Origin of the sequence: Bordetella genomosp. 8, from assembly GCF_002119685.1 — a bacterium.
Lineage (GTDB): Bacteria > Pseudomonadota > Gammaproteobacteria > Burkholderiales > Burkholderiaceae_B > Bordetella_C.
In genome coordinates, this window is record NZ_CP021108.1 from 5,475,596 (window position 1) to 5,494,947 (window position 19,352).

Annotated in this window: 17 protein-coding genes; 6 read left to right on the forward strand and 11 right to left on the reverse strand. The window is 65.8% G+C overall.

Annotated elements, in window-relative coordinates; translation table 11 throughout:
- Nucleotides 1–19 precede the first annotated feature (19 nt).
- The 8 genes from rpsI to pmbA all read right to left on the reverse strand — a co-directional run bounded on the left by rpsI (nt 20) and on the right by pmbA (nt 7,115).
- Nucleotides 20–412 carry a 30S ribosomal protein S9 gene (rpsI, locus tag CAL12_RS24745; RefSeq protein WP_066355857.1) on the reverse strand — a complete coding sequence of 131 codons (393 nt, stop codon included), beginning with the start codon at nt 410–412 and terminating at the stop codon, nt 20–22.
- A 9-nt stretch (nt 413–421) separates the two neighbouring features.
- Nucleotides 422–850: a 50S ribosomal protein L13 gene (rplM, locus tag CAL12_RS24750; protein WP_086067027.1), complete on the reverse strand. Its 429-nt coding sequence runs from the start codon at nt 848–850 to the stop codon at nt 422–424.
- Between the two features lie 220 nt (nt 851–1,070).
- Nucleotides 1,071–1,781: an ABC transporter ATP-binding protein gene (locus CAL12_RS24755; RefSeq protein WP_086067028.1), complete on the reverse strand. Its 711-nt coding sequence runs from the start codon at nt 1,779–1,781 to the stop codon at nt 1,071–1,073.
- Nucleotides 1,778–2,560, reverse strand: a complete 783-nt coding sequence (locus tag CAL12_RS24760; RefSeq protein ID WP_086067029.1) for an ABC transporter ATP-binding protein — start codon at nt 2,558–2,560, stop codon at nt 1,778–1,780. Before CAL12_RS24760 ends, CAL12_RS24755 begins: the two co-directional genes overlap by 4 nt.
- Nucleotides 2,553–3,419, reverse strand: a complete 867-nt coding sequence (locus CAL12_RS24765) for a branched-chain amino acid ABC transporter permease (RefSeq protein WP_086068100.1) — start codon at nt 3,417–3,419, stop codon at nt 2,553–2,555. Before CAL12_RS24765 ends, CAL12_RS24760 begins: the two co-directional genes overlap by 8 nt.
- A gap of 6 nt (nt 3,420–3,425) precedes the next feature.
- Nucleotides 3,426–4,307, reverse strand: coding sequence for a branched-chain amino acid ABC transporter permease (locus CAL12_RS24770; RefSeq protein ID WP_086067030.1), 882 nt, complete (start codon nt 4,305–4,307; stop codon nt 3,426–3,428).
- A gap of 96 nt (nt 4,308–4,403) precedes the next feature.
- Nucleotides 4,404–5,555, reverse strand: a complete 1,152-nt coding sequence (locus CAL12_RS24775) for an ABC transporter substrate-binding protein (protein WP_086067031.1) — start codon at nt 5,553–5,555, stop codon at nt 4,404–4,406.
- Between the two features lie 195 nt (nt 5,556–5,750).
- Nucleotides 5,751–7,115, reverse strand: coding sequence for a metalloprotease PmbA (pmbA, locus tag CAL12_RS24780; RefSeq protein ID WP_086067032.1), 1,365 nt, complete (start codon nt 7,113–7,115; stop codon nt 5,751–5,753).
- A gap of 60 nt (nt 7,116–7,175) precedes the next feature.
- Here pmbA and yjgA point away from each other — a divergent pair, with 60 nt between their 5' ends.
- Both yjgA and CAL12_RS24790 read left to right on the forward strand, forming a co-directional pair.
- On the forward strand, nt 7,176–7,727 hold the full coding sequence (gene yjgA / locus CAL12_RS24785) for a ribosome biogenesis factor YjgA (RefSeq protein ID WP_086067033.1): 552 nt from the start codon (nt 7,176–7,178) through the stop codon (nt 7,725–7,727).
- Nucleotides 7,728–7,734: 7 nt separating this feature from the next.
- Nucleotides 7,735–8,415, forward strand: a complete 681-nt coding sequence (locus CAL12_RS24790; RefSeq protein ID WP_086067034.1) for an alpha/beta hydrolase — start codon at nt 7,735–7,737, stop codon at nt 8,413–8,415.
- A 47-nt stretch (nt 8,416–8,462) separates the two neighbouring features.
- On the opposite strand, the gene CAL12_RS24795 is transcribed toward CAL12_RS24790, so the two are convergent.
- Nucleotides 8,463–10,904, reverse strand: a complete 2,442-nt coding sequence (locus CAL12_RS24795; RefSeq protein ID WP_086067035.1) for a bifunctional acetate--CoA ligase family protein/GNAT family N-acetyltransferase — start codon at nt 10,902–10,904, stop codon at nt 8,463–8,465.
- 58 nt (nt 10,905–10,962) lie between these two features.
- On the opposite strand from CAL12_RS24795, the gene gltX reads away from it, so the two are divergent.
- Nucleotides 10,963–12,375 (forward strand): glutamate--tRNA ligase, encoded by a 1,413-nt coding sequence (gene gltX, locus CAL12_RS24800; protein ID WP_086067036.1) that lies wholly within the window; start codon nt 10,963–10,965, stop codon nt 12,373–12,375.
- 89 nt (nt 12,376–12,464) lie between these two features.
- Here gltX and CAL12_RS24805 read toward each other — a convergent pair whose 3' ends face one another.
- Together CAL12_RS24805 and CAL12_RS24810 are read right to left on the reverse strand one after the other, a co-directional pair.
- Nucleotides 12,465–12,968 carry a hypothetical protein gene (locus CAL12_RS24805; RefSeq protein ID WP_086067037.1) on the reverse strand — a complete coding sequence of 168 codons (504 nt, stop codon included), beginning with the start codon at nt 12,966–12,968 and terminating at the stop codon, nt 12,465–12,467.
- Nucleotides 12,969–13,185: 217 nt separating this feature from the next.
- Nucleotides 13,186–14,082 (reverse strand): LysR substrate-binding domain-containing protein, encoded by an 897-nt coding sequence (locus CAL12_RS24810; RefSeq protein WP_086067038.1) that lies wholly within the window; start codon nt 14,080–14,082, stop codon nt 13,186–13,188.
- 87 nt (nt 14,083–14,169) lie between these two features.
- Between CAL12_RS24810 and CAL12_RS24815 the strand changes: the two genes are divergently transcribed.
- The 3 genes from CAL12_RS24815 (at nt 14,170) to CAL12_RS24825 (ending at nt 19,348) form a co-directional block, all read left to right on the forward strand.
- Nucleotides 14,170–15,000, forward strand: a complete 831-nt coding sequence (locus tag CAL12_RS24815) for an alpha/beta hydrolase (RefSeq protein ID WP_086067039.1) — start codon at nt 14,170–14,172, stop codon at nt 14,998–15,000.
- A gap of 134 nt (nt 15,001–15,134) precedes the next feature.
- On the forward strand, nt 15,135–16,067 hold the full coding sequence (locus CAL12_RS24820) for a Bug family tripartite tricarboxylate transporter substrate binding protein (RefSeq protein ID WP_086067040.1): 933 nt from the start codon (nt 15,135–15,137) through the stop codon (nt 16,065–16,067).
- Nucleotides 16,068–16,414: 347 nt separating this feature from the next.
- Entirely contained in the window at nt 16,415–19,348 is a 2,934-nt protein-coding gene (locus CAL12_RS24825; RefSeq protein ID WP_086067041.1) for a ribonucleoside-diphosphate reductase subunit alpha, read from the forward strand.
- Nucleotides 19,349–19,352: the final 4 nt, after the last annotated feature.

The window sequence follows — 19,352 nt, forward strand, 5'->3', positions numbered from 1 at the left end:
GCGGCCTTTTTGCTGGACATTAGCGCTTGCTGAACTGCTTGCGCCGACGTGCCTTGCGAAGGCCGACCTTCTTACGTTCGACTTCTCGCGCATCTCGCGTCACCAGGCCAGCCTGCGACAGGGCGGGCTTGAGCGTGGCGTCGTAATCGATCAAGGCGCGGGTGATGCCGTGGCGCACCGCGCCGGCCTGGCCGGATTCACCGCCGCCGTGGACGTTGACCTTGACGTCGAACGATTCCAGGTGGCCGGTCAGTTCCAGCGGTTGGCGCACGACCATGCGGCCGGTTTCGCGCGCGAAGAACTCGTCGACGGGCTTGCCGTTGACGACGATCTTGCCCGTGCCTTTCTTGAGGAACACGCGTGCCACCGACGTCTTGCGGCGGCCGGTTCCGTAATTCCAGTTACCGATCATGGCGATTCCTTAGATTTCCAGCGGCTTGGGCTGCTGGGCGGTGTGCGGATGCTCGGCACCGGCGTACACCTTCAGTTTCTTGATCATGGCATAGCCGAGGGGACCCTTCGGCAGCATGCCCTTGACCGCCTTCTGAATGGCACGGCCCGGGAAGCGCTGCTGCAGCTTCTCGAAGTTGGTCTCGCGGATGCCGCCCGGGTAGGTGGTGTGGCGGAAGTACTTCTTGTCTTGCGCCTTGTTCCCGGTAACGACGATGTCCGCCGCGTTGATGATGACGATGTAATCGCCAGTATCTACGTGAGGCGTGAATTCGGGTTTGTGCTTACCACGCAGACGGTGTGCGACTTCGCTGGCCACACGACCGAGGACTTTGCCCTTCGCGTCGATCACAAACCACTCACGCTTGACTTCATGCGGCTTTGCCACAAAGGTCTTCATGATTGGTTCCTGAACTAAATTTGGTTCGCCCCGCCGGAATCGGCCGGTGCGTTTTTCCCCTGCTTGCCTGCCCTGCCTAAGCGTTATCAGCCGCCCGTGCTTGGTCGGAGAAAGGGAAAGTCGTCGATCATAGCATGAAATTGCTCAAAGTGTGAGCGATGCGGCCGGATAACGTTGTACCCGGCCCGCACTGTGCGCGGAGGGCCCGGCGGACTCCGCCCTACGCGCCCAGATAGGCTTCCAGCACGCGGGGGTGGCCCAACAGTTCGCGCCCGGTGCCGGACAGCGCCAGGGCGCCGTTTTCCAGCACATACCCGTGGCCGGCGATTTTCAAAGCCTGCCGCACGTTCTGCTCTACCAGGAAGAGCGTCAGGCCGTCGGCGTTGATGGCCCGCAGGGCGCGGAAGATTTCCTGCACGACAATCGGGGCCAGACCCATCGAAGGCTCGTCCAGCAGCAGCAGGCGCGGCTTGGCCATCAGGGCGCGGCCGATGGCCAACATCTGTTGTTCGCCGCCCGACAGGTTGCCGGCGATGCCGTCCAGGCGTTCCTTCAGGCGCGGAAACAGCTTGAACACATAGTCCAGGTCGGCGCCGGTATCGGTGCGGCCGCGCCGATAGGCGCCCAGTTCCAGGTTCTCCCGCACCGTCATGGTGGTCAGGATGGCCCGGCCTTCCGGCACCTGCACGATGCCGCGGGCAACGATCTGGTGCGGGGCCAGGCGGCTGATGTCCTCGCCTTCGAACAGCACCGAGCCCTTGGCCTTGGGCAACAGGCCGGACAAGGCCAGCAAGGTGGTCGACTTGCCGGCGCCGTTGGCGCCGACCAGGGCGGTGATCTCGCCCGCCCGCAGCGCCATGTCGACGCCGCGCACCGCCTCGATATGGCCGTAGTTGACTTCGAGGCCACGGATTTCCAGCATGGCGGTCATGCGCGCACCTCCCCCGCGTCGTCGTCGTCATCGCGGCCGAGATAGGCCTCGATGACTTGTTCATTGGTACGGATGGCCTCCGGCGGGCCGCTGGTGATGATCTTGCCGAAGTTCAGCACGGCGATGGTTTCGCACAAGCCCATGACGAAGCGCATGTCGTGCTCGATCATCAGGATCGTGTAGCCACGCGAACGGATGGCCTCGATTTCGCGCATCAATTCGGCCCGTTCGCCGGTATTCATGCCGGCCACGGGTTCGTCCAGCAGCAGCAGGCGCGGCTCGGTGGCCAGCGCGCGCGCCAGTTCCAGGCGGCGCTGCTCGCCATAGGACAGGTTGTCCGCCAGGTCGTGGGCCTTGTGGTCCAGGCGCATCCACGACAGCAGCTCCAGGGCGCGCTCGCGTGCCTTGGCCTCATGGCGCCGGAAGCCGGGCAGGCTGAACAGCATGCCGGCCACGCCGTAGTGCATGTGGCGGTAGGCGCCGACGACGACGTTTTCCAGCAGCGTCATTTCCTTGAACAGGCGGATGTTCTGGAAAGTCCGGGCGACGCCGGCGCGCGTGATCTGGTGCGGCGCCTTGCCCACCAGGCTCTCGCCGGCGAAGCGCACCTGGCCGCCGCTGGGACGCAGCAGCCCCGTGATGATGTTGAAGACCGTCGTCTTGCCGGCACCGTTGGGGCCGATCAAACCGAAGATGGCGCCTTCAGGCACCTGCAGATTCACGTCCTGCAGGACGTGCAGGCCGCCGAAACGCATCGAGATGGAGGACAGTTCAAGCATGGCGCCGTCCCCCCTTGCGCATCCAGCGCGCGAAACGGGCCGGATCCCAGATGCCTTGCGGCAGGAATAACACGATCAACACAAGAATCAATCCATTGGCGACCAGGCGGAAATCGCTGAAGCCGCGCAGCACTTCCGGCAGCAGGGTGATGATGGCGCTGCCCAGCAGGGGCCCCGGCAGGCCGCCGATGCCGCCCAGGATGGCCATCGTCAGGATTTCGACGCCACGGTCGAAACCGTATTCGTTCGGGCCGATGAAGAAAGTCAGGTGGGCGTTCAGCGCGCCGGCCAGGCCGGCGATGGCGCCGCCGATGATGAAGGCGAGCATCTTGTTGGCGCGCACGTTGATGCCCATCAGGCCGGCCGCGGTCTCGTCGCCCCGTATCGCGTCGAAGGCCCTTCCCAGCTTGGAAACGCGCACGCGCCACAACAGGAACAGCACGATCACCACCGCCAGCACGACATGCCACCACTGGGTCAGCTGCGGAATGCCGTTCAAGCCCAGCGCGCCGCCCGTCAGCGATTCGGTGTTCAGCACCGTCACGCGCACCACTTCGCCGAAGCCCAGGGTGGCCATGGCCAGATAGACGCCGGACAGCCGGATGGTGGGCAGGCCGATGATGGCGGCCACCAGAGCCGGCGCCGCCATGCCCCCGGCCAGCGCCACCGAAAACGGCGCGTCGTAGTTCATCGTCAGGATGGCCGCCGTGTAGGCGCCTATCCCCATGAAAGCGGCATTGGCCATGGCCAGCATGCCGCAGGCCAGCGTCAGCCATATCGACAATGCCAGCAGCGCGTTGGTGCCCAGGGTCAGCACCACATTGCCATAGATGGCCCAGAAACTATCGAATGCAGTCATGATCAATCAGGCCTTGCGTTGCACCACTTTGCCGAACAGGCCCTGGGGGCGCACCAGCAGAATCAGGAATAGCAGGCCGAAGGCCACGGCGTCGCGCATGGTCGAACCGATGTAGGCCACGGACAGCACTTCGGCGAAACCCAGGAACAGGCCGCCCAGCATGGCGCCGCGAATATCGCCCATGCCGCCCAGAATGATCACGGCGATGCCCTTGTGCAGCATCGGCTGCCCCATCAACGGATAAAGCGCGTTGGAATAGAGCCCGATCAGCAGGCCCGCGACGCCGCCCAGGCCGCCGGCCAGGAAGGATGTCAGCAGGAACAATTGCTCGACATTGATGCCCAGCAGCCAGGCGGCCTTGGGCGATTCGGCGATGGCGCGCAGCGCGCGGCCGAACTGCGTGCGCCGCATCACCACCATCAAGACCGCCATCAGCGCGAAGGACAGGAAGATGATGGCCAGTTCGATGGCCGTCACATGGATGCCGGCGATGACCAGCGTGTCGTCGGGCACCACGCCCGGTGGAAAGCGCAGATTGTTGGCGCCGTAGAGGCCCTGGATGCCGTTGTTCAGGACAATGCCCACGCCTATCGTGGCGATCATCGGTATCAGGTGGGGCGCATTGCGACGGCGCAGCGGCTTGAGCACCAGCCAATCGATCAGCGCGCCCAGCGCGCCCGCGACGATGAAGGTCAGGATCAGGGAAATCCACAGCGGAATGCCCAGCTTGGTAATGATGGACAAGGCGGCATAGGCGCCCACCATGAATACCGCGCCGTGCGACAGATTGATAATGCCGAGCACGCCGAAGACCAGCGTGAAGCCCAGGGCGAACAGGGCGTACACGCAGCCCAGAGACAGGGCATTGACGAATTGTTGTTCCAACATACCGGGACTTCCGAATCGAAAACGCCTTGCGGGCCGCGGCCGGCGCAGCCCGCAAGGCGTTGGAGGCGGCCGTCGGGCCGCGCTCGCTTACAGGATTTACTTCTCTATGACGTACTTGCCGTTTTCCGTCTTGCTGACGATGGGAGCCTGCTCGGCGTCATAGCCCGCGGGCTTGCCGGCACGATCCTTGGCCTGGCGGAACTTGAAGCCGCCGGTGGCGCCGGTCCACGTCACTTCCGGCAGCGCGTCGCGCAAGGCGGCGCGGTCGGCGGTCAGATCGCCCTTCAACTGCACCTTCTTCAGCGCCTGGGACACGATGTACATGGCGTCGTACGCCTGCGCCGAGAACTGGTCGGGCGCGATGTTGTACTTGGCCTTGTAGGCGTCGATGAACTTGGTGTTTTGCGGGGTCTTGTTTTCGATGGACCAGGGGCTGCCGATCCACAGGTTGTTCGACGACGCACCCGGCGCCAGTTCGAAGATCTTGACCGAGTTCATGCCGTTGCCGCCGATGACCGGCACGTTCAGGCCCAGTTGGCGAGCCTGCACCATGATCGGACCGCCTTCGGCCAGCAGCGCGGACAGGACGATGGCGTCCGGGTTCGTGCCCTTGATCTTGGTCAGCTGCGCCTTGAAGTCGACGTCGCCCTTGGCGAAGGTTTCGGTCGTGGTGACCGGGATCTTCAGGTCTTCCAGGGCCTTCTTGAAGTTGTCGTAGCCGCTCTTGGTGAAGACGTCGTCATTGCCGTACAGCACGGCGACGTTCTTCAGGCCGACCTTGTTCTTGACGGTGGTCAGGGTGGCCGGCAGCACGTCGGCTTCGGTGACCGAATTGCGGAAGATGTAGTTGCCGATGGACGTGATGCCGTCCGCGGTATTGGACGTGCCGAAGGCCACGGTCTTGGCGGCCTGGGCGATCGGATCGGCGGCCTGCGCGGAATTCGACAGCGTCGGGCCGAAGGTCATCAGGACCTTGTCCTGGAAGATCAGTTTCTTGAAGACGTTGATCGCTTCTTCTTTCTTGCCCTGTTCGTCTTCGATGACCAGGGAGATCTTGTTGCCGTTGATGCCGCCCGCGGCGTTGATTTCGTCCGCCGCCAGCTGGAAACCGTTGCGGATCGAGACACCGTACTGGGCGGCGCCGCCGGACAGGGCTTCCGCCACGCCCAGCTTGATGTCGGCCGCATGCGCGGCGGGCACGATGGCGCTGGCCACCACTGCGGCCAACAGGGAATATGTCGTCTTCATGGGAAAGCCTCTCTCTCGGGCGTTATGTATTTACGCGAGGGTCTGCGCCTCGCTGGATGAGCAGGCCCGCGCCGGGTGCCGGCGCGGGCAAGTCCGCCATTATTACTCGAATTGCCAGAGTTGTTGCGGGTTGCAACGCTTACGCACGGCAAAAGAGCCTAAATGGACCGCTTTTCGTCGCGGCCCGGCCTCGGATCATTCCCCGGCGATGGCCATCTGCTCGATCAGGATGGAGCCGGTCGCCTTGGTGCCGCGGGCCATGACATCGGCGCCGACCGCGACGATTTGCCGGAACATGTCCTTCAGATTCCCCGCGATGGTGACTTCTTCCACCGCGTGCCGGATTTCGCCGTTTTCGACCCAATAGCCGAAGGCGCCGCGCGAATAGTCGCCGGTGACGTAGTTCACGCCCTGGCCGATCAGCTCCGTCACCATAAAACCCGTGCCCATCTTCCTGAGCATGGCCCGCAGGTCGTCGGACGGCGCGGTCAACCGGGAACGCAGCGTCAGGTTGTGCGAGCCGCCGGCGTTGCCGGTGGTCTTCATGCCCAGCTTGCGGGCGGTGTAGGTGGACAGGAAATAGCCTTCCAGGACGCCCGCCTTGACCACGTCGCGGGCGCGCGTGACGACGCCTTCGTCGTCGAAGGGCGAACTGCCCATGCCGCCGACGACGTGCGGATCTTCGGTGATATCGATGTGATCCGCGAAGATCGGCTGGCCCAGGCTGTCGACCAGGAAGCTGGCCTTGCGGTACAAGGCGCCGCCATTCACTGCCTGGGTCAGCGCGCCCAGCAGACCCAGGGCCAGGGGCGCTTCGAACAGCACCGGGAACTTGCCGGTCCGCACGCGACGGGCGGACAGGCGCGACAGCGCCCGTTCGGCCGCATAGCGGCCAACGGCCTCCGGCTCGGCCAGATTGGCGGCATCGCGCTCGCTGCTGTACCAGTAATCGCGCTGCATGCCGTTGCCGCGCCCGGCGATGGGCGCCACCGACAGGCTGTGGCGCGAGTACGGGTAGCCGCCGAGGAAGCCGCGGGTATTGCCCATGACGAACTGGCCTTCAAAGGTGCCGATGGAGGCGCCTTCCGTATTGGTGATGCGCGGATCGACCGCGCGCGCCGCCCGTTCCGCCCGCAATGCCAGTTCGGCGGCCTCTTCCGTGCCTATCGTCCACGGATAGTGCAGCTTCAGGTCGGGATAATCGCGCGCCAGCATGTCCTCGTCCGGCAGCCCGGCGGCGGGATCTTCCGCCGTATGGCTGGCGATATGCCATGCGGCTTCCACGGTTTCGCGCAGGGCGGCGTCCGAGAAATCCGAGGTGGACGCCGAGCCGCGGCGCTGCCCGGCGTAGACGGTGACGTCCAGCGACCGGTCGCGGGTCTGCTCCACCGTTTCGATGTCGTTCTTGCGCACCGAGACCGACAGCCCCAGGCTTTCGGAGACTTCCGCGACGGCGTCGCTGGCGCCGACCTTGCGCGCATGGGCCAGGACGTTCTGCACCAGTTCGCTGAAACGCGCGTGGTTTTCGGCGACCGGCAGGGAGGGGGAATTGTTGACCATTGAAACTCGCTTGAGAGAGACGGGTATCATAGCCAAGTCCGCCAACCCGCTGTTCCCACAATGTCAGAAATAACCGAGCTGGCCGCCGAGTCCGGCGGCGACGAGGACGACGGCTACGATCGTCCCAGCAAGTCCCAGGTCAAGCGCGAGATGCTCGCCCTGACGGACCTGGGCAAGCAATTGATCGCGCTTTCGCCGGAACGCCTGCGCCAATTGCCCCTGGCCGAACGGCTGTACGACGCGATAAGGGAAGCACAGCGCACCACCAGCCGCGAAGGCCTGCGGCGGCAGACCCATTATGTCGGCAAGCTGATGCGGGATGCCCCGGCCGACGACATCCGCCGCCAGCTGGACACCTGGGAAAACGGCTCGCGCGAGGAAACCGCGGCGATGCACCGCCTGGAAAGCCTGCGCGACCGTTTGCTGGAAGACGACGACCTGCTGACGGATCTGCTGTCGCGCAATCCGGGCGCGGATGCCCAGCAGCTGCGTACGCTGATTCGCGAAGCGCGCAAGGAAGCCCGCGCCAATGCCGCCCTGGCCCAGGGCCAGGAGCCCAAGCGCAAGCATTACCGGGCGCTGTTCCAGGCCTTGAAAGCCCTGGAGATTTGAGGACCCCATGACTGCCACTCCTTCCGAGCTGCTCGACAGCATCGAGCTCGAAACCGGCCCCAATCCCACCCATGCGGTGATCTGGCTGCACGGCCTGGGCGCCGATGGGAACGACTTCGCGCCCATCGTCCCGGAGCTGCGCCTGCCCGCGACGCCGGCCGTCCGTTTCGTCTTTCCGCACGCACCGGTGCAGCCCGTCACCATCAACGGCGGCATGCAGATGCGGTCCTGGTACGACATCCTGGTCATGGACCTGGTGCGCCGCGAGGACGCCGCCGGGATCCGCCAGTCCGAAGCGGCGGTGCGGGCCCTGATCGCGCGCGAAAACGCCCGCGGCATTCCGACGTCCCGCATCGTGCTGGCGGGCTTCTCGCAAGGCTGCGCCATGACCCTGCACACGGGCCTGCGGCTGCCGGAAAAGCTGGCCGGGATGATGGCCCTGTCGGGCTACCTGCCGCTGCTGGACCTGGCCGCGGCGGAACGGCAGTCCGCCAATGCGGATACCCCTATTTTCCTGGCGCACGGCGAATACGACCCGGTGGTGGACATCGCCCGCGCCACGGCCTCGCGCGACATGCTGCGCTCCCTGGGCCATGACGTGCGCTGGCACACCTATCCGATGCAGCATTCCGTCTGCGCGGAAGAAGTCGCCGACATGCGCGACTTCCTGCTGCAGGTGATCAAGTAGCTGCTTGAGGCCGCCCGCCCTGTGCGGGCCGGCCTGTGCGGGCCGGCCTACGCGGGCCGCCCCAGATCCAGCCAGACCCGGCGCAAGGATGGGTCATCGGGATCGGGGTCGTTCTTCAGCCCCAGGCTGGTCATCAAGCGCAACATGGGCCGGTTGTCGGCCAGCACCAGGCCTTCGATGTATTCCAGCCCCTGTTCGCGGGCGGCATCGATCAGCAGCGTCATCAATTGCCGTCCCAGGCCCCGCCCCTGCCAGGCATCCGCCACCACCAGCGCATACTCCGCGCCGCGCCCGTCGGGATTGCGCAGGTAGTGCGCCAGGCCGATCACCGCGTCGTGGCGATGGCCGCGATGCGCGGGATTGGGCAGCTCGGTCGTGGCGACCAGCGCCAGCTCGCGGTCGTAGTCCACCTGGGTATAGCGGGCCAGCATGCGCGGCGTCAGCTCGCGCATCATCGAAACGAAGCGCATATACCGCGAACGCTCCGACAGATCGCGGATGAAGGCCTGCAGGGAATCGGCGTCCTCCGGGCGGATGGGGCGTACCACCCACGGCGTGCCGTCCTCGAAGCGCCGCACCTGCACCAGCCGCGCCGGATAGGGGTGGATGGCCATGTGCGGATAGCCGCCCAGGTGCAGGGAAGGCGTCGCCGGCTCGGCCGTCAGGGTCACGCGCAGGGAACGCGCGTATAGGCGGGCCTCGCCGGCAAACAGGGGGTCGATGTCCAGCGCTTCGATATCCGGTATATCGGTGATCAGCTCGGAAACGCGCACCAGCGCCTGCTGCAGGGTCTCGAAGGCCGCGATACTCAGGCGATGCGCCAGCACCTTGCGCCACAGTCGGCTGCGCTCTATCAGTTGCTGGGCCAGGAAGCCGTTCAGCGGCGGCAGGTCCATGCCGCGATCGGCGGCGCCGAGCACCGCGTCGGGACCGCCCGCCGCGAAGCGGATGACCGGACCGAATCGGGCGTCGCGATGGACGCGTATGGCCATCGGACGCGACAGGGGCTCGAAAGCGCCGCTGGGCATGGACTCGTTGATCGGCACCAGGCCGGCTGCCATGAGGTCGCGCGCTTCCGCCGGCGTCAGCGCGTGCCGGCCATCGCGCCGGACCGCGTCGACGATGGCCTGGGCATCGGCCAGCGCCGGCTGGGGCCCCTGGGGCAGCGGCGGCTGCGACTGCAGCAGCAACTGCTGGTTGTAGTAGTGGGTGGATAGCACGCCGAAGGCATCGGCCGCCGATTCCGGCGTGCGAAAGGCGGACGTCCCGGCATCGTCCAGCATGCGCCGCAGGGGCCGCATGCCGGCATCGCCCATGAAACAGGACACGATGGGCTTGCGCGCGCGCGGCGCGATCTGCGCCAGCCTTTCGGCCACCGCGCGCAGGTCCGCCAGGGCATCGGGCGCGAGCAGCACCAGCACGCCGTCCACGCCGGGATCGTCGATCAACGCGTCCAGGACGGCCTGGGTCCTGTCGGGCGTCAGCGGCGCATGGGTGATGACCGGATTGCCGACCGCCGACCCGGGCTCCAGCAATGCTTCCAGCGCCTGCACGGTGCCCTGCGACAGCTCGGCGCGCGCGACCGCGGCGTCCGGGCCGATCAGGTCCAACGCCAGCTGGCCCGGCCCGCTGCCGTTGGAAAACAGCGCCACCCGCCTCCCGCGCGGCCGGCGCGCATAGCCCAGCACCTTCAGGGCCGAGAACAGCTGCACGAAATAGCGCACCCGCACGGCGCCGGCGCGGCGCAGCACGGCATCGAATACAGCATCGTCGTCGTCGCCGCGTCCCGCCTTCAGCACCACCACCGGCTTGGCGCTGGCGGCGGCCCGCAGCGCGCTGATGAAGGGCCGCGCGGGCCCGACGTCTTCGAGATACAGGGCGATGCTGTCGGTGCGCGGATCGGTGGCGAGATAATCCAGGACCGGGCCCAGGCCGACGATGGCTTCGTCGCCCAGCGCGATCGCGGTGGAAAAGCCGATGTGCACGTCCTCGGCCCAATCCATGACGGCGGCGATGATGGAGCGCGATTGCGCCACCAGCGCCACCCGGCCGTCGCGTGCCAGCGTCGGATGCTGGCTCAGGTTCAGCCCGGCGTACGGACGCTGCACGCCGAAGGCGCGCGGCCCCAGCAGCTTGCAGCGGTTTTCCTGCGCCCAGGCCTGGCACAAGGCTACCGTCCCGCGCGGATAGGGATCGGGTTGCTCGTGCGGCAGTGCGATGAGCGCGCGCGGCGCCCGCGGCGTCAGGCGGCGCAGCGTTTCGGCGAATACCGATGGCGCGACACAGACCAGGGCAAGGTCCGGTCGCTCGTCCGCCGCCAGGCCGGCCAGGGTTTCGGGAAGTTCGGGGGCGACGCCGGGCTCGCAGGCCAGGCTGGTGGTGCGTGCGCGCAGGCGCGCCGGCAGCATCGCCGCGCCCGGCAAGGGCCGGTCCGCGATGATGAGCAGGGAACGCGGATCGAACAGAGAAGCCAGCGCGTGTCGAAGCATGGACGCCTACCCTATTCTAAAATGCCGCCATCGCGCAATATAACCGCCGGCCTTTTCAATGACTCAAACCTCCAATTCCCGCGTCCGCACCCGTTTCGCTCCTTCGCCCACCGGCTACCTGCATCTGGGCGGCGCGCGCACGGCGCTTTTTTCCTGGGCGTTCGCCCGCCACCATGGCGGCGTATTCATCCTGCGCATCGAAGATACCGACGTGGAACGTTCGACGCCGGAAGCCGTCCAGGCCATCCTGGACAGCATGGACTGGCTGGGCATGCAGCCCGACGAAGGCCCGTTCTACCAGATGCGGCGCATGGACCGCTATCGCGAGGTCGTGGCGCAGATGCTCGCGGCCGGCACCGCCTACCACTGCTACTGCACCCCCGACGAAGTCGAGGCCATGCGCGAACGCGCGCGCGCCCAGGGCCTGAAGCCGCGCTACGACGGTACCTGGCGCCCGGAGCCGGGCAAGACCCTGCCGCCGATTCCGGAAGGCCGCCAGCCCGTGGTGCGCTTCAAGAATCCCCTGACCGGCGCCACCAGCTGGAACGATATGGTGAAGGGCCCGATCAGCTTCGACAACGGCGAACTGGACGACCTGATCATCGCGCGCCCCGACGGCACGCCGACGTACAACTTCTGCGTGGTGGTGGACGATTGGGACATGGGCATCACGCACGTGCTGCGTGGCGACGACCACGTCAACAACACGCCGCGGCAGATCAACATCCTGCGCGCGCTGGGCGCCGAATTGCCGGAGTATGGCCACGTGCCGATGATCCTGGGGCCGGACGGCGAAAAACTGTCCAAGCGCCATGGCGCGGTCAGCGTCATGGAGTACGACAAGGACGGCTACCTGCCCGAGGCCATGATCAACTATCTGGCCCGCCTGGGCTGGAGCCACGGCGATGACGAGTTGTTCACCCGCGAACAGCTGGTGGAATGGTTCGACACGCGCCACTTGTCGAAGTCGGCATCGCAATGGGACCCGAAAAAACTGAACTGGGTCAACGCCCATTACATGCGCCAGATGACCGACGCCGAACTGGCCGCGCGGGTCGAGCCCCGTATCGCGAGCCGCGGCGGCGACCCGGCCGCCGCCGACCTGCCCGCCGTGATGGCGCTGCTGAAGGATCGCGCGGAAACGCTGGAACAACTGGCTGACGGCGCGATGCTGTTCTGCGGTCCGTTCGAAGGCGCACCGGCCGAGCTGGCGGCGCAGCACCTGACCGAGCCCGCGCGCGACGCACTGCGTGATTTCGCCACCGAAGCCAGCGGCGCGGACTGGACGAAGGACGCGCTGTCGGCCGCCATCAAACGGGTGCTGGCGGCGCGCGGCATCAAGATGCCGCAGCTGGCCATTCCCTTGCGCGTGGCGGTCACCGGCCAGACGCAGACGCCGGCCATCGATGCGGTGCTGGCCCTGCTGGGCAGGGACAAGGTGCTGCAACGGCTGCAACGCGCGCTGGGCTGAACGGCCAGGCGCCCGAGGCTGATCACCCGGCCACGACGGGCGTCCCGACCCGACCCGAGCCGCCCCGACCATCAGGCGGGCGGCTCCGCTCAGCGCAGCACGTAGCCTTGCGGCATGCGGCGCGCCTTCAGGACCTCGCCGCCGGGTTTCTGGTCACGCAGCACCAGGGTGGAGTTGTTGACGGTTTCCACCCTGTACCGATTCGTATAGATCGGATCCGACAGATCCACGGGGTCGCCGTTCGATTCCGTCGTCTGCATCGTGTACACGCCGTTGGAGAACGTCCAGCAGCCCGTTTCGTCCAGGCCGGGGCGCGCCTTGTTGCGTATCTTCAACTGGGTCTGGTAGCGCATCTTTCCGTCCGGCGCCAGCACCAGCAGCGTCTGCTGCGTGCCGCCCACGCCTCGCGGCGTCGACACCGAATACCAGGTTCCGGCCAAGGCCTCGGCACCGGCGCTGGCGGCGCAGGCAACAGGCTTCGGCGGCGGAGCCGGTTGGGAAGCCGGCGCGGACACTTCTTTCTTGGTCGCGCAACCAGCCAGAATGAACGCGGCGCAGGCTACGCCGGCGAAACGCGAAAATGCACTGCTCATGAAATCCTCACAGACCACCGAGATGTCCACATGGCGCGGAATAAAAGGCTTCGGTGCGACATGTCGATTCTGAAGAGCGTGACGGCAAGACGCAACGTCCAGGCTTGCGTGACGCGCATGTGCCCCTTCGTTTGTGCGAAGCGCGCAACATTGCGAACGTGAACGTGCCCAATATTCAACGCATGCCGCCTACTGTCGAGCATGCGGCAAGTCAGGCTCATGCCGAATGTGCGGAAGCCGCGGCTGCTTCGCGCAGCAGGGCCTCCATCGCCGCGGCGGCGGGAGACAGCGTGCGGCCGGCCAGCCGCGTGATGCCCAGCGAGCGCGCGATGCGCGGCCGGCGCAACGGCACGAACACCAGGTTGCGCGCATCGGGCGGTTTGCCCAGTTCGGCCAGCACCGTCACGCCCAGGCCGCGCTCCAGCATCGCGGTCAGCGACATCATGTGCGATACGAACAGCGGCGGATCCATCAGGAAGGCCGCCGCCCGGTGCCCGGCGAGCTGCCGGTGTCCGACGGTACCGATGAGCGGCAGCGGGGAAATCTCTTTCCACGTCACCCAGGCGCGGCCCCCGAGCGCGTGATCGTCGCGACACACCAGACCGAATTCATCCCGCCACATGGGTTCGAAAACGAGACGCTTGTCGCGCAGCACCGGGCTGCACACGCCCAGCTCCGCCTGGCCGGCCAGTACCATGCGCTCCACGCCTTCCGAATTGTCGTCGTAGAGCCGCATCGACACACCCGGATGCGCGGCGCGGTAGCGGGCCACCAGATCGGGGATCCATAACCACGCGGCCGTGGCCACCGCGGCCAGCGTCAGCAGGCCCGTTTCGCTGCGCGCCATGCCGCCCATGCTGAGGGCCACCCGGTCGTGATGGTCGACCAGCTCGCGGGCCAGGGGCAGGCAGGACTCGCCAAACCGCGTGAGCGTGACGCGCGCGCCGCGCTCGAACAGGGGCTGGCCCAGGCGCTGCTCCATCTCGCGTATGGACAGCGACAAGGCGGGCTGCGAGCGGAAGGCGCGCGCCGCGGCCGCGCGGAAGCTGCGCAGTTCCGCCACCAGCAGGAAATGCCGGTAATGCGCGATGGAAAGGTCGGGAAGCAGGCTCATCGAGCAATTCCTGGTATTTGGCCGACTTATTATCGGATAGAAAAAATAAATTTTTCTCATCGCGACGACGGCCCTACCATTCGCCGCATGGACTCCTCGGCGCTCCCCTCCGCCCTTCCCGATTTCGATCTGGTCGACCGCTTGCCATCGCGGGCGGCCGGCGGCGGCAGGCTGGTCATCGCCGGCCGCGGCCGCCCCGGCATGCCCACGCTGCTCTTCGTTCCGGGGGCCTTTCATGGCGCGTGGTGCTATGCGGGCTACCTGGAATACTTCACCAGCCTGGATATCGCATGCGCCGCGCTGGATCTGCCGGGCCACGGATGGCTGCCGCAGGCCCCGGGATTCCATCGCCTTGGCGTGCGCGACTTCGGCGCCTGCGTGACGCAGGCGATGGATCTGATCGACGGCCCGGTGGTGCTGGCCGGCCACAGCATGGGCGCGTTGCCGGCCTTGTACGCCGCAAGCCAGCGCGAAACGGCGGGCGTAGTGTTGATGGCCCCATCGCCCCCCGGCAACGTGCCCGGCGCCCGGCCCATCGCGCCGGTGCCGATCGGCGCGAGCCGGCAGCCGCCCGGGCTGGACGGCGTCCGGCAACGTTTCACGGGCGAGATGAGCCGACATGAAGTGACGGCCGTCGCCACCAGGCTGTGCCCGGAAAGCGCCGAAGCGATGAACGACCGCTACCTGCTGCGGGTACATATTCCGCCAGAGGCCATCGACGCGCCGGGCCTGTGCCTGGAAGCCGGCGACGATGATCCCGATCGCCATCCCGCCGGACAGGACAAGGCGGTGGCCGATCTCTACGGCTTTGAATATCGCCTGCTGCCGGCCTTGCCGCACTGCATGATGTATGCGCGCGGCTGGCAGGAAAGCGCGGACGCGATACGCGAGTGGTACCAGCGCCGCTACACGCACTGACGGTTTACGCACCGGCCGCCGCCACCGGCGCGCACTATATATATAGAGAGACACACGGAGACCGCCTGCCGCGGCTCCGCTACCAAAGGGGGCTTACCTTGAAAAGACATACCAATCTGTTCGCGGCGCTCGCCATGTGCGGCGCGTGGATGACGGCGCCGTCGGCCCATGCGGCGCAGTGGCCGGAGCGCACCGTCACGATCATCGTGCCCTCCGCCGCGGGCGGCGCCGCGGACCTGACCGCGCGCACCTTCGCCCAATACCTGGGCGCCAAGACCGGCCAGAGCGTCGTGGTGGAAGACCGCCCCGGCGCCGGCGGCATCGTCGGCACCAATTCGGTGAAGACCGCACCGGCCGATGGCTACACCTTCCTGCTGTCGACCAATTCCACCCAGGCCGCCAACCCCTATCTGTACAAATCCCTGCCCTACGACCCCCTGAAGGACTTCCGCCAGGTGGGCATGCTGGGCACCTTCGGTTCGGTCGCGGTGGTCGCGCCGGGCAGCAATTTCCGCGACATGCCGCAACTGGTCGATTATGCGAAGCAGCACCCCGGCAAAGTGTTCTACGGCTACTACAGTTCGTCCTCGCAGGTGCCGTCCGCCCTGCTGAAGGCGCGTGCCGACCTGCAGATCGACGGCGCCGCGTACAAGAACGTCACGCAGATCATCACCGACCTGCGGGGCGGACAGATCGATTTCGCGTTCGTCGACTACCTGACCGCCATGGGCCAGATCGACGGCAAGGGCCTGCGCGCCATCGCGGTGACGGGTGAAGCGGCCCATCCGGCCTGGCCGGACGTCCCGCCCATGTCTTCCTACTATCCTGGCTTCGTGGTGCTCGGCTGGCTGGGGCTGTCGGCGCCCGCCGGCACCCCCGAAGCCGTCGTGCAGGCCATGAACCGCTACATGGCGCAGGCGGTGGACGATCCCGACGTGCGCGGCAAGCTGACCCGCCTGGGGCTGCAGCCCAAACGCATGGATGCGGCGGAGTTCGACAGTTTCGTGCGCCAGGACGCCGAACGCTGGAAACAATGGATCGCCACGGCGGGGATCACGCCCCAGTAGCCGGCTCTCCGGCGCCCCCTTCGGCGGCCCTCCCCGGCCGCCGCGCATGCGACAATAGCGCTATACGGAGCGGGCACTTCGCCGTCGGACCAGATAACCTGAGCACGATATACTTCGTAACAACTTAAAGAAGTATCGCGATTCAAATCACGCTTGTAGCCAACCCCAACGACCACTAGAATTTGGCCTGGGGTCGGGGTTAGACACAACATCTAGTGGTTAAGGGCGCGGCCGGGGGCATTTCCGGCCTATCTGCGTCCTCTGGTAACCGCCTTCCTTCCCCCCGGATTTCCAAATTCCCAGGCGCGGCCTCTGTCGCGCCTTTTCTACTACGCACAGGAGCTTCCATGCAGCAGACTTCGATCGCCTCTGTGACCCGGCCGAGCGCCGTGCCGCCTTCTGACAACACTCAACCCACACCTGCTTCCGGCCAATGGGCCGGTTACCAGATCATCCGGCGCAACGGCGCCGTCGTCGGTTTCGAGCCCAGCAAAATCGCCATCGCGATGACCAAGGCCTTCCTGGCCGTGAACGGCGGCCAGGGCGCGGCCTCCGCCCGCGTGCGTGAACTGGTCGACAACCTGACGCGCCAGGCGGTCAATGCCCTGCTGCGCAACCGCCCCAACGGCGGCACTTTCCATATCGAGGAAATCCAGGATCAGGTCGAACTGGCGCTGATGCGCTCGGGCGAGCATGACGTCGCGCGCGCCTACGTGCTGTATCGCGAAAAGCGTTCGCAGGAGCGCGCCGCCGCCGAACCGGCGAAGCCGGCCGCCGCCGCGCAAACCGATCACGTCATGAATGTGACCGACCAGGGCGTCAAGCGTCCGCTGGATCTGGCCACGCTGCGCGCGACCATCGAAGCCGCGGGTGTAGGGCTGTCCGACTACATCGACGCCGAGACCATCCTGAAGGAAACCGTCAAGAACCTGTACGACGGCATCCCGGTCGACGAAGTCTACAAGTCCGCCATCCTGTCGGCGCGCGCGCTGGTCGAAAAGGATCCGGCCTACAGCCAGGTCACCGCTCGCCTGCTGCTGCACACGATCCGCAAGGAAGTCCTGGGCGAAGAAGTTTCGCAAGCGCAGATGACGCAGCGCTATGCCGAGTACTTCCCGACCTTCATCACGCGCGGCATCGAGGCCAGCCTGATCGACACCAAGCTGGCGCAATTCGATCTGCCGCGCCTGGCGGCCGCGCTGGACGCCAAGCGTGACCTGCAGTTCAGCTACCTGGGCCTGCAAACCCTGTACGACCGCTATTTCCTGCACATCCGCGGCCGCCGCATCGAGCTGCCGCAAGTGTTCTACATGCGCGTGGCCATGGGCCTGGCGCTGGGCGAAACGCAAGCCGGCGTCGATCGCGAAGCGCGTGCCATCCAGTTCTACGAGATCCTGTCGTCGTTCGACTTCATGAGCTCCACGCCCACGCTGTTCAACTCGGGCACCCTGCATTCGCAGCTGTCGTCGTGCTACCTGACCACCGTCTCCGACGACCTGGAAGGCATCTACGACGCCATCAAGGAAAACGCGCTGCTGGCCAAATACGCCGGCGGCCTGGGCAACGACTGGACTCCGGTACGCGCCTTGCGTAGCCACATCAAAGGCACCAATGGCGAAAGCCAGGGCGTGGTCCCCTTCCTGAAGGTCGTCAACGACACCGCGGTGGCGGTGAACCAGGGGGGCAAGCGCAAGGGCGCCGTCTGCACCTACCTTGAAACGTGGCACCTCGACATTGAAGAATTCCTGGAACTGCGCAAGAACACCGGCGACGAGCGCCGCCGCACCCATGACATGAACACCGCGAACTGGATCCCCGATCTGTTCATGAAGCGCGTCATGGAAAATGGCGAGTGGACGCTGTTTTCGCCGTCCGATTGCCCCGACCTGCACGACAAGTACGGCCGCGAATTCGAACAGGCCTACCTGGGCTACGAAGCGCGCGTGGCCAGCGGCGACCTGAAGCTCTACAAAAAGATGCCCGCCATCAATTTGTGGCGCAAGATGCTGTCCATGCTGTTCGAAACCGGCCACCCGTGGATCACGTTCAAGGATCCCTGCAACATCCGCTCGCCGCAGCAGCACGTCGGCGTGGTGCACAGCTCCAACCTGTGCACGGAAATCACGCTGAACACCAACGAAGAGGAAATCGCGGTGTGCAACCTGGGTTCGGTGAACCTGGTCGCGCACATGAAGCCCAGCGCCAACGGCGGCTACGAGCTCGACCTGGAAAAGCTGAAGCGCACGATCGGCGTCGCGATGCGCATGCTCGACAACGTCATCGACATCAACTACTACGCGGTAAAGAAGGCCAAGGACTCCAACCAGCGTCATCGCCCGGTGGGTTTGGGCATCATGGGCTTCCAGGATTGCCTGCACATGATGCGCGTGCCGTATGCGTCGCAAGCCGCTATCGAATTCGCCGATCGTTCGATGGAAGCGGTGTGCTACTACGCGTATTGGGCCTCGAGCGAATTGGCCGAAGAGCGTGGCCACTATCCGACCTACAAGGGTTCGCTGTGGGATCGCGGCATCCTTCCGCAAGACACGTTGAATCTGCTGCGTGAAGAACGCGGCGGCAGTGTCGATGTCGATATGTCGGCCGCATTGGATTGGGATGCGTTGCGTGCGCGCATCAAAGCGCACGGCATGCGTAACTCCAATTGCGTAGCAATTGCCCCAACCGCGACGATTTCCAATATCATTGGCGTATCTGCGTGCATCGAACCCACTTATCAGAATCTGTACGTGAAATCGAATCTCTCCGGCGAGTTCACGGTCGTTAACGAATACCTCGTCCGCGACTTGAAGAAACTCGGTCTCTGGGACGAAGTGATGGTGGCCGATCTGAAGTACTTCGACGGCAGCCTGTCCCGTATCGATCGCGTGCCCGCCGAACTCCGCGAAATCTACGCCACCGCGTTCGAAGTCGAACCGCGCTGGCTGGTGGAATGCGCGTCGCGTCGCCAGAAGTGGATCGATCAATCGCAGTCGCTGAATATCTATATGGCTGGCGCGTCGGGCAAGAAGCTCGACGAAACCTACAAGCTGGCATGGCTGCGCGGCCTGAAGACCACCTACTACCTGCGTACGCTGGGTGCCACCAGCGCGGAAAAATCCACCGGCCGCGGCGGCGAATTGAATGCCGTCGCGTCGGGCAGCCAACCCGGCACCGTGGCGGCGTCCCCCGCCCCCGTCCTGCCGGAACCTGAAATCGTCGGAGCGGTTTGCACCATGAGGCCGGGCGACCCCGGCTTCGAAGAGTGCGAAGCCTGCCAGTAATCGA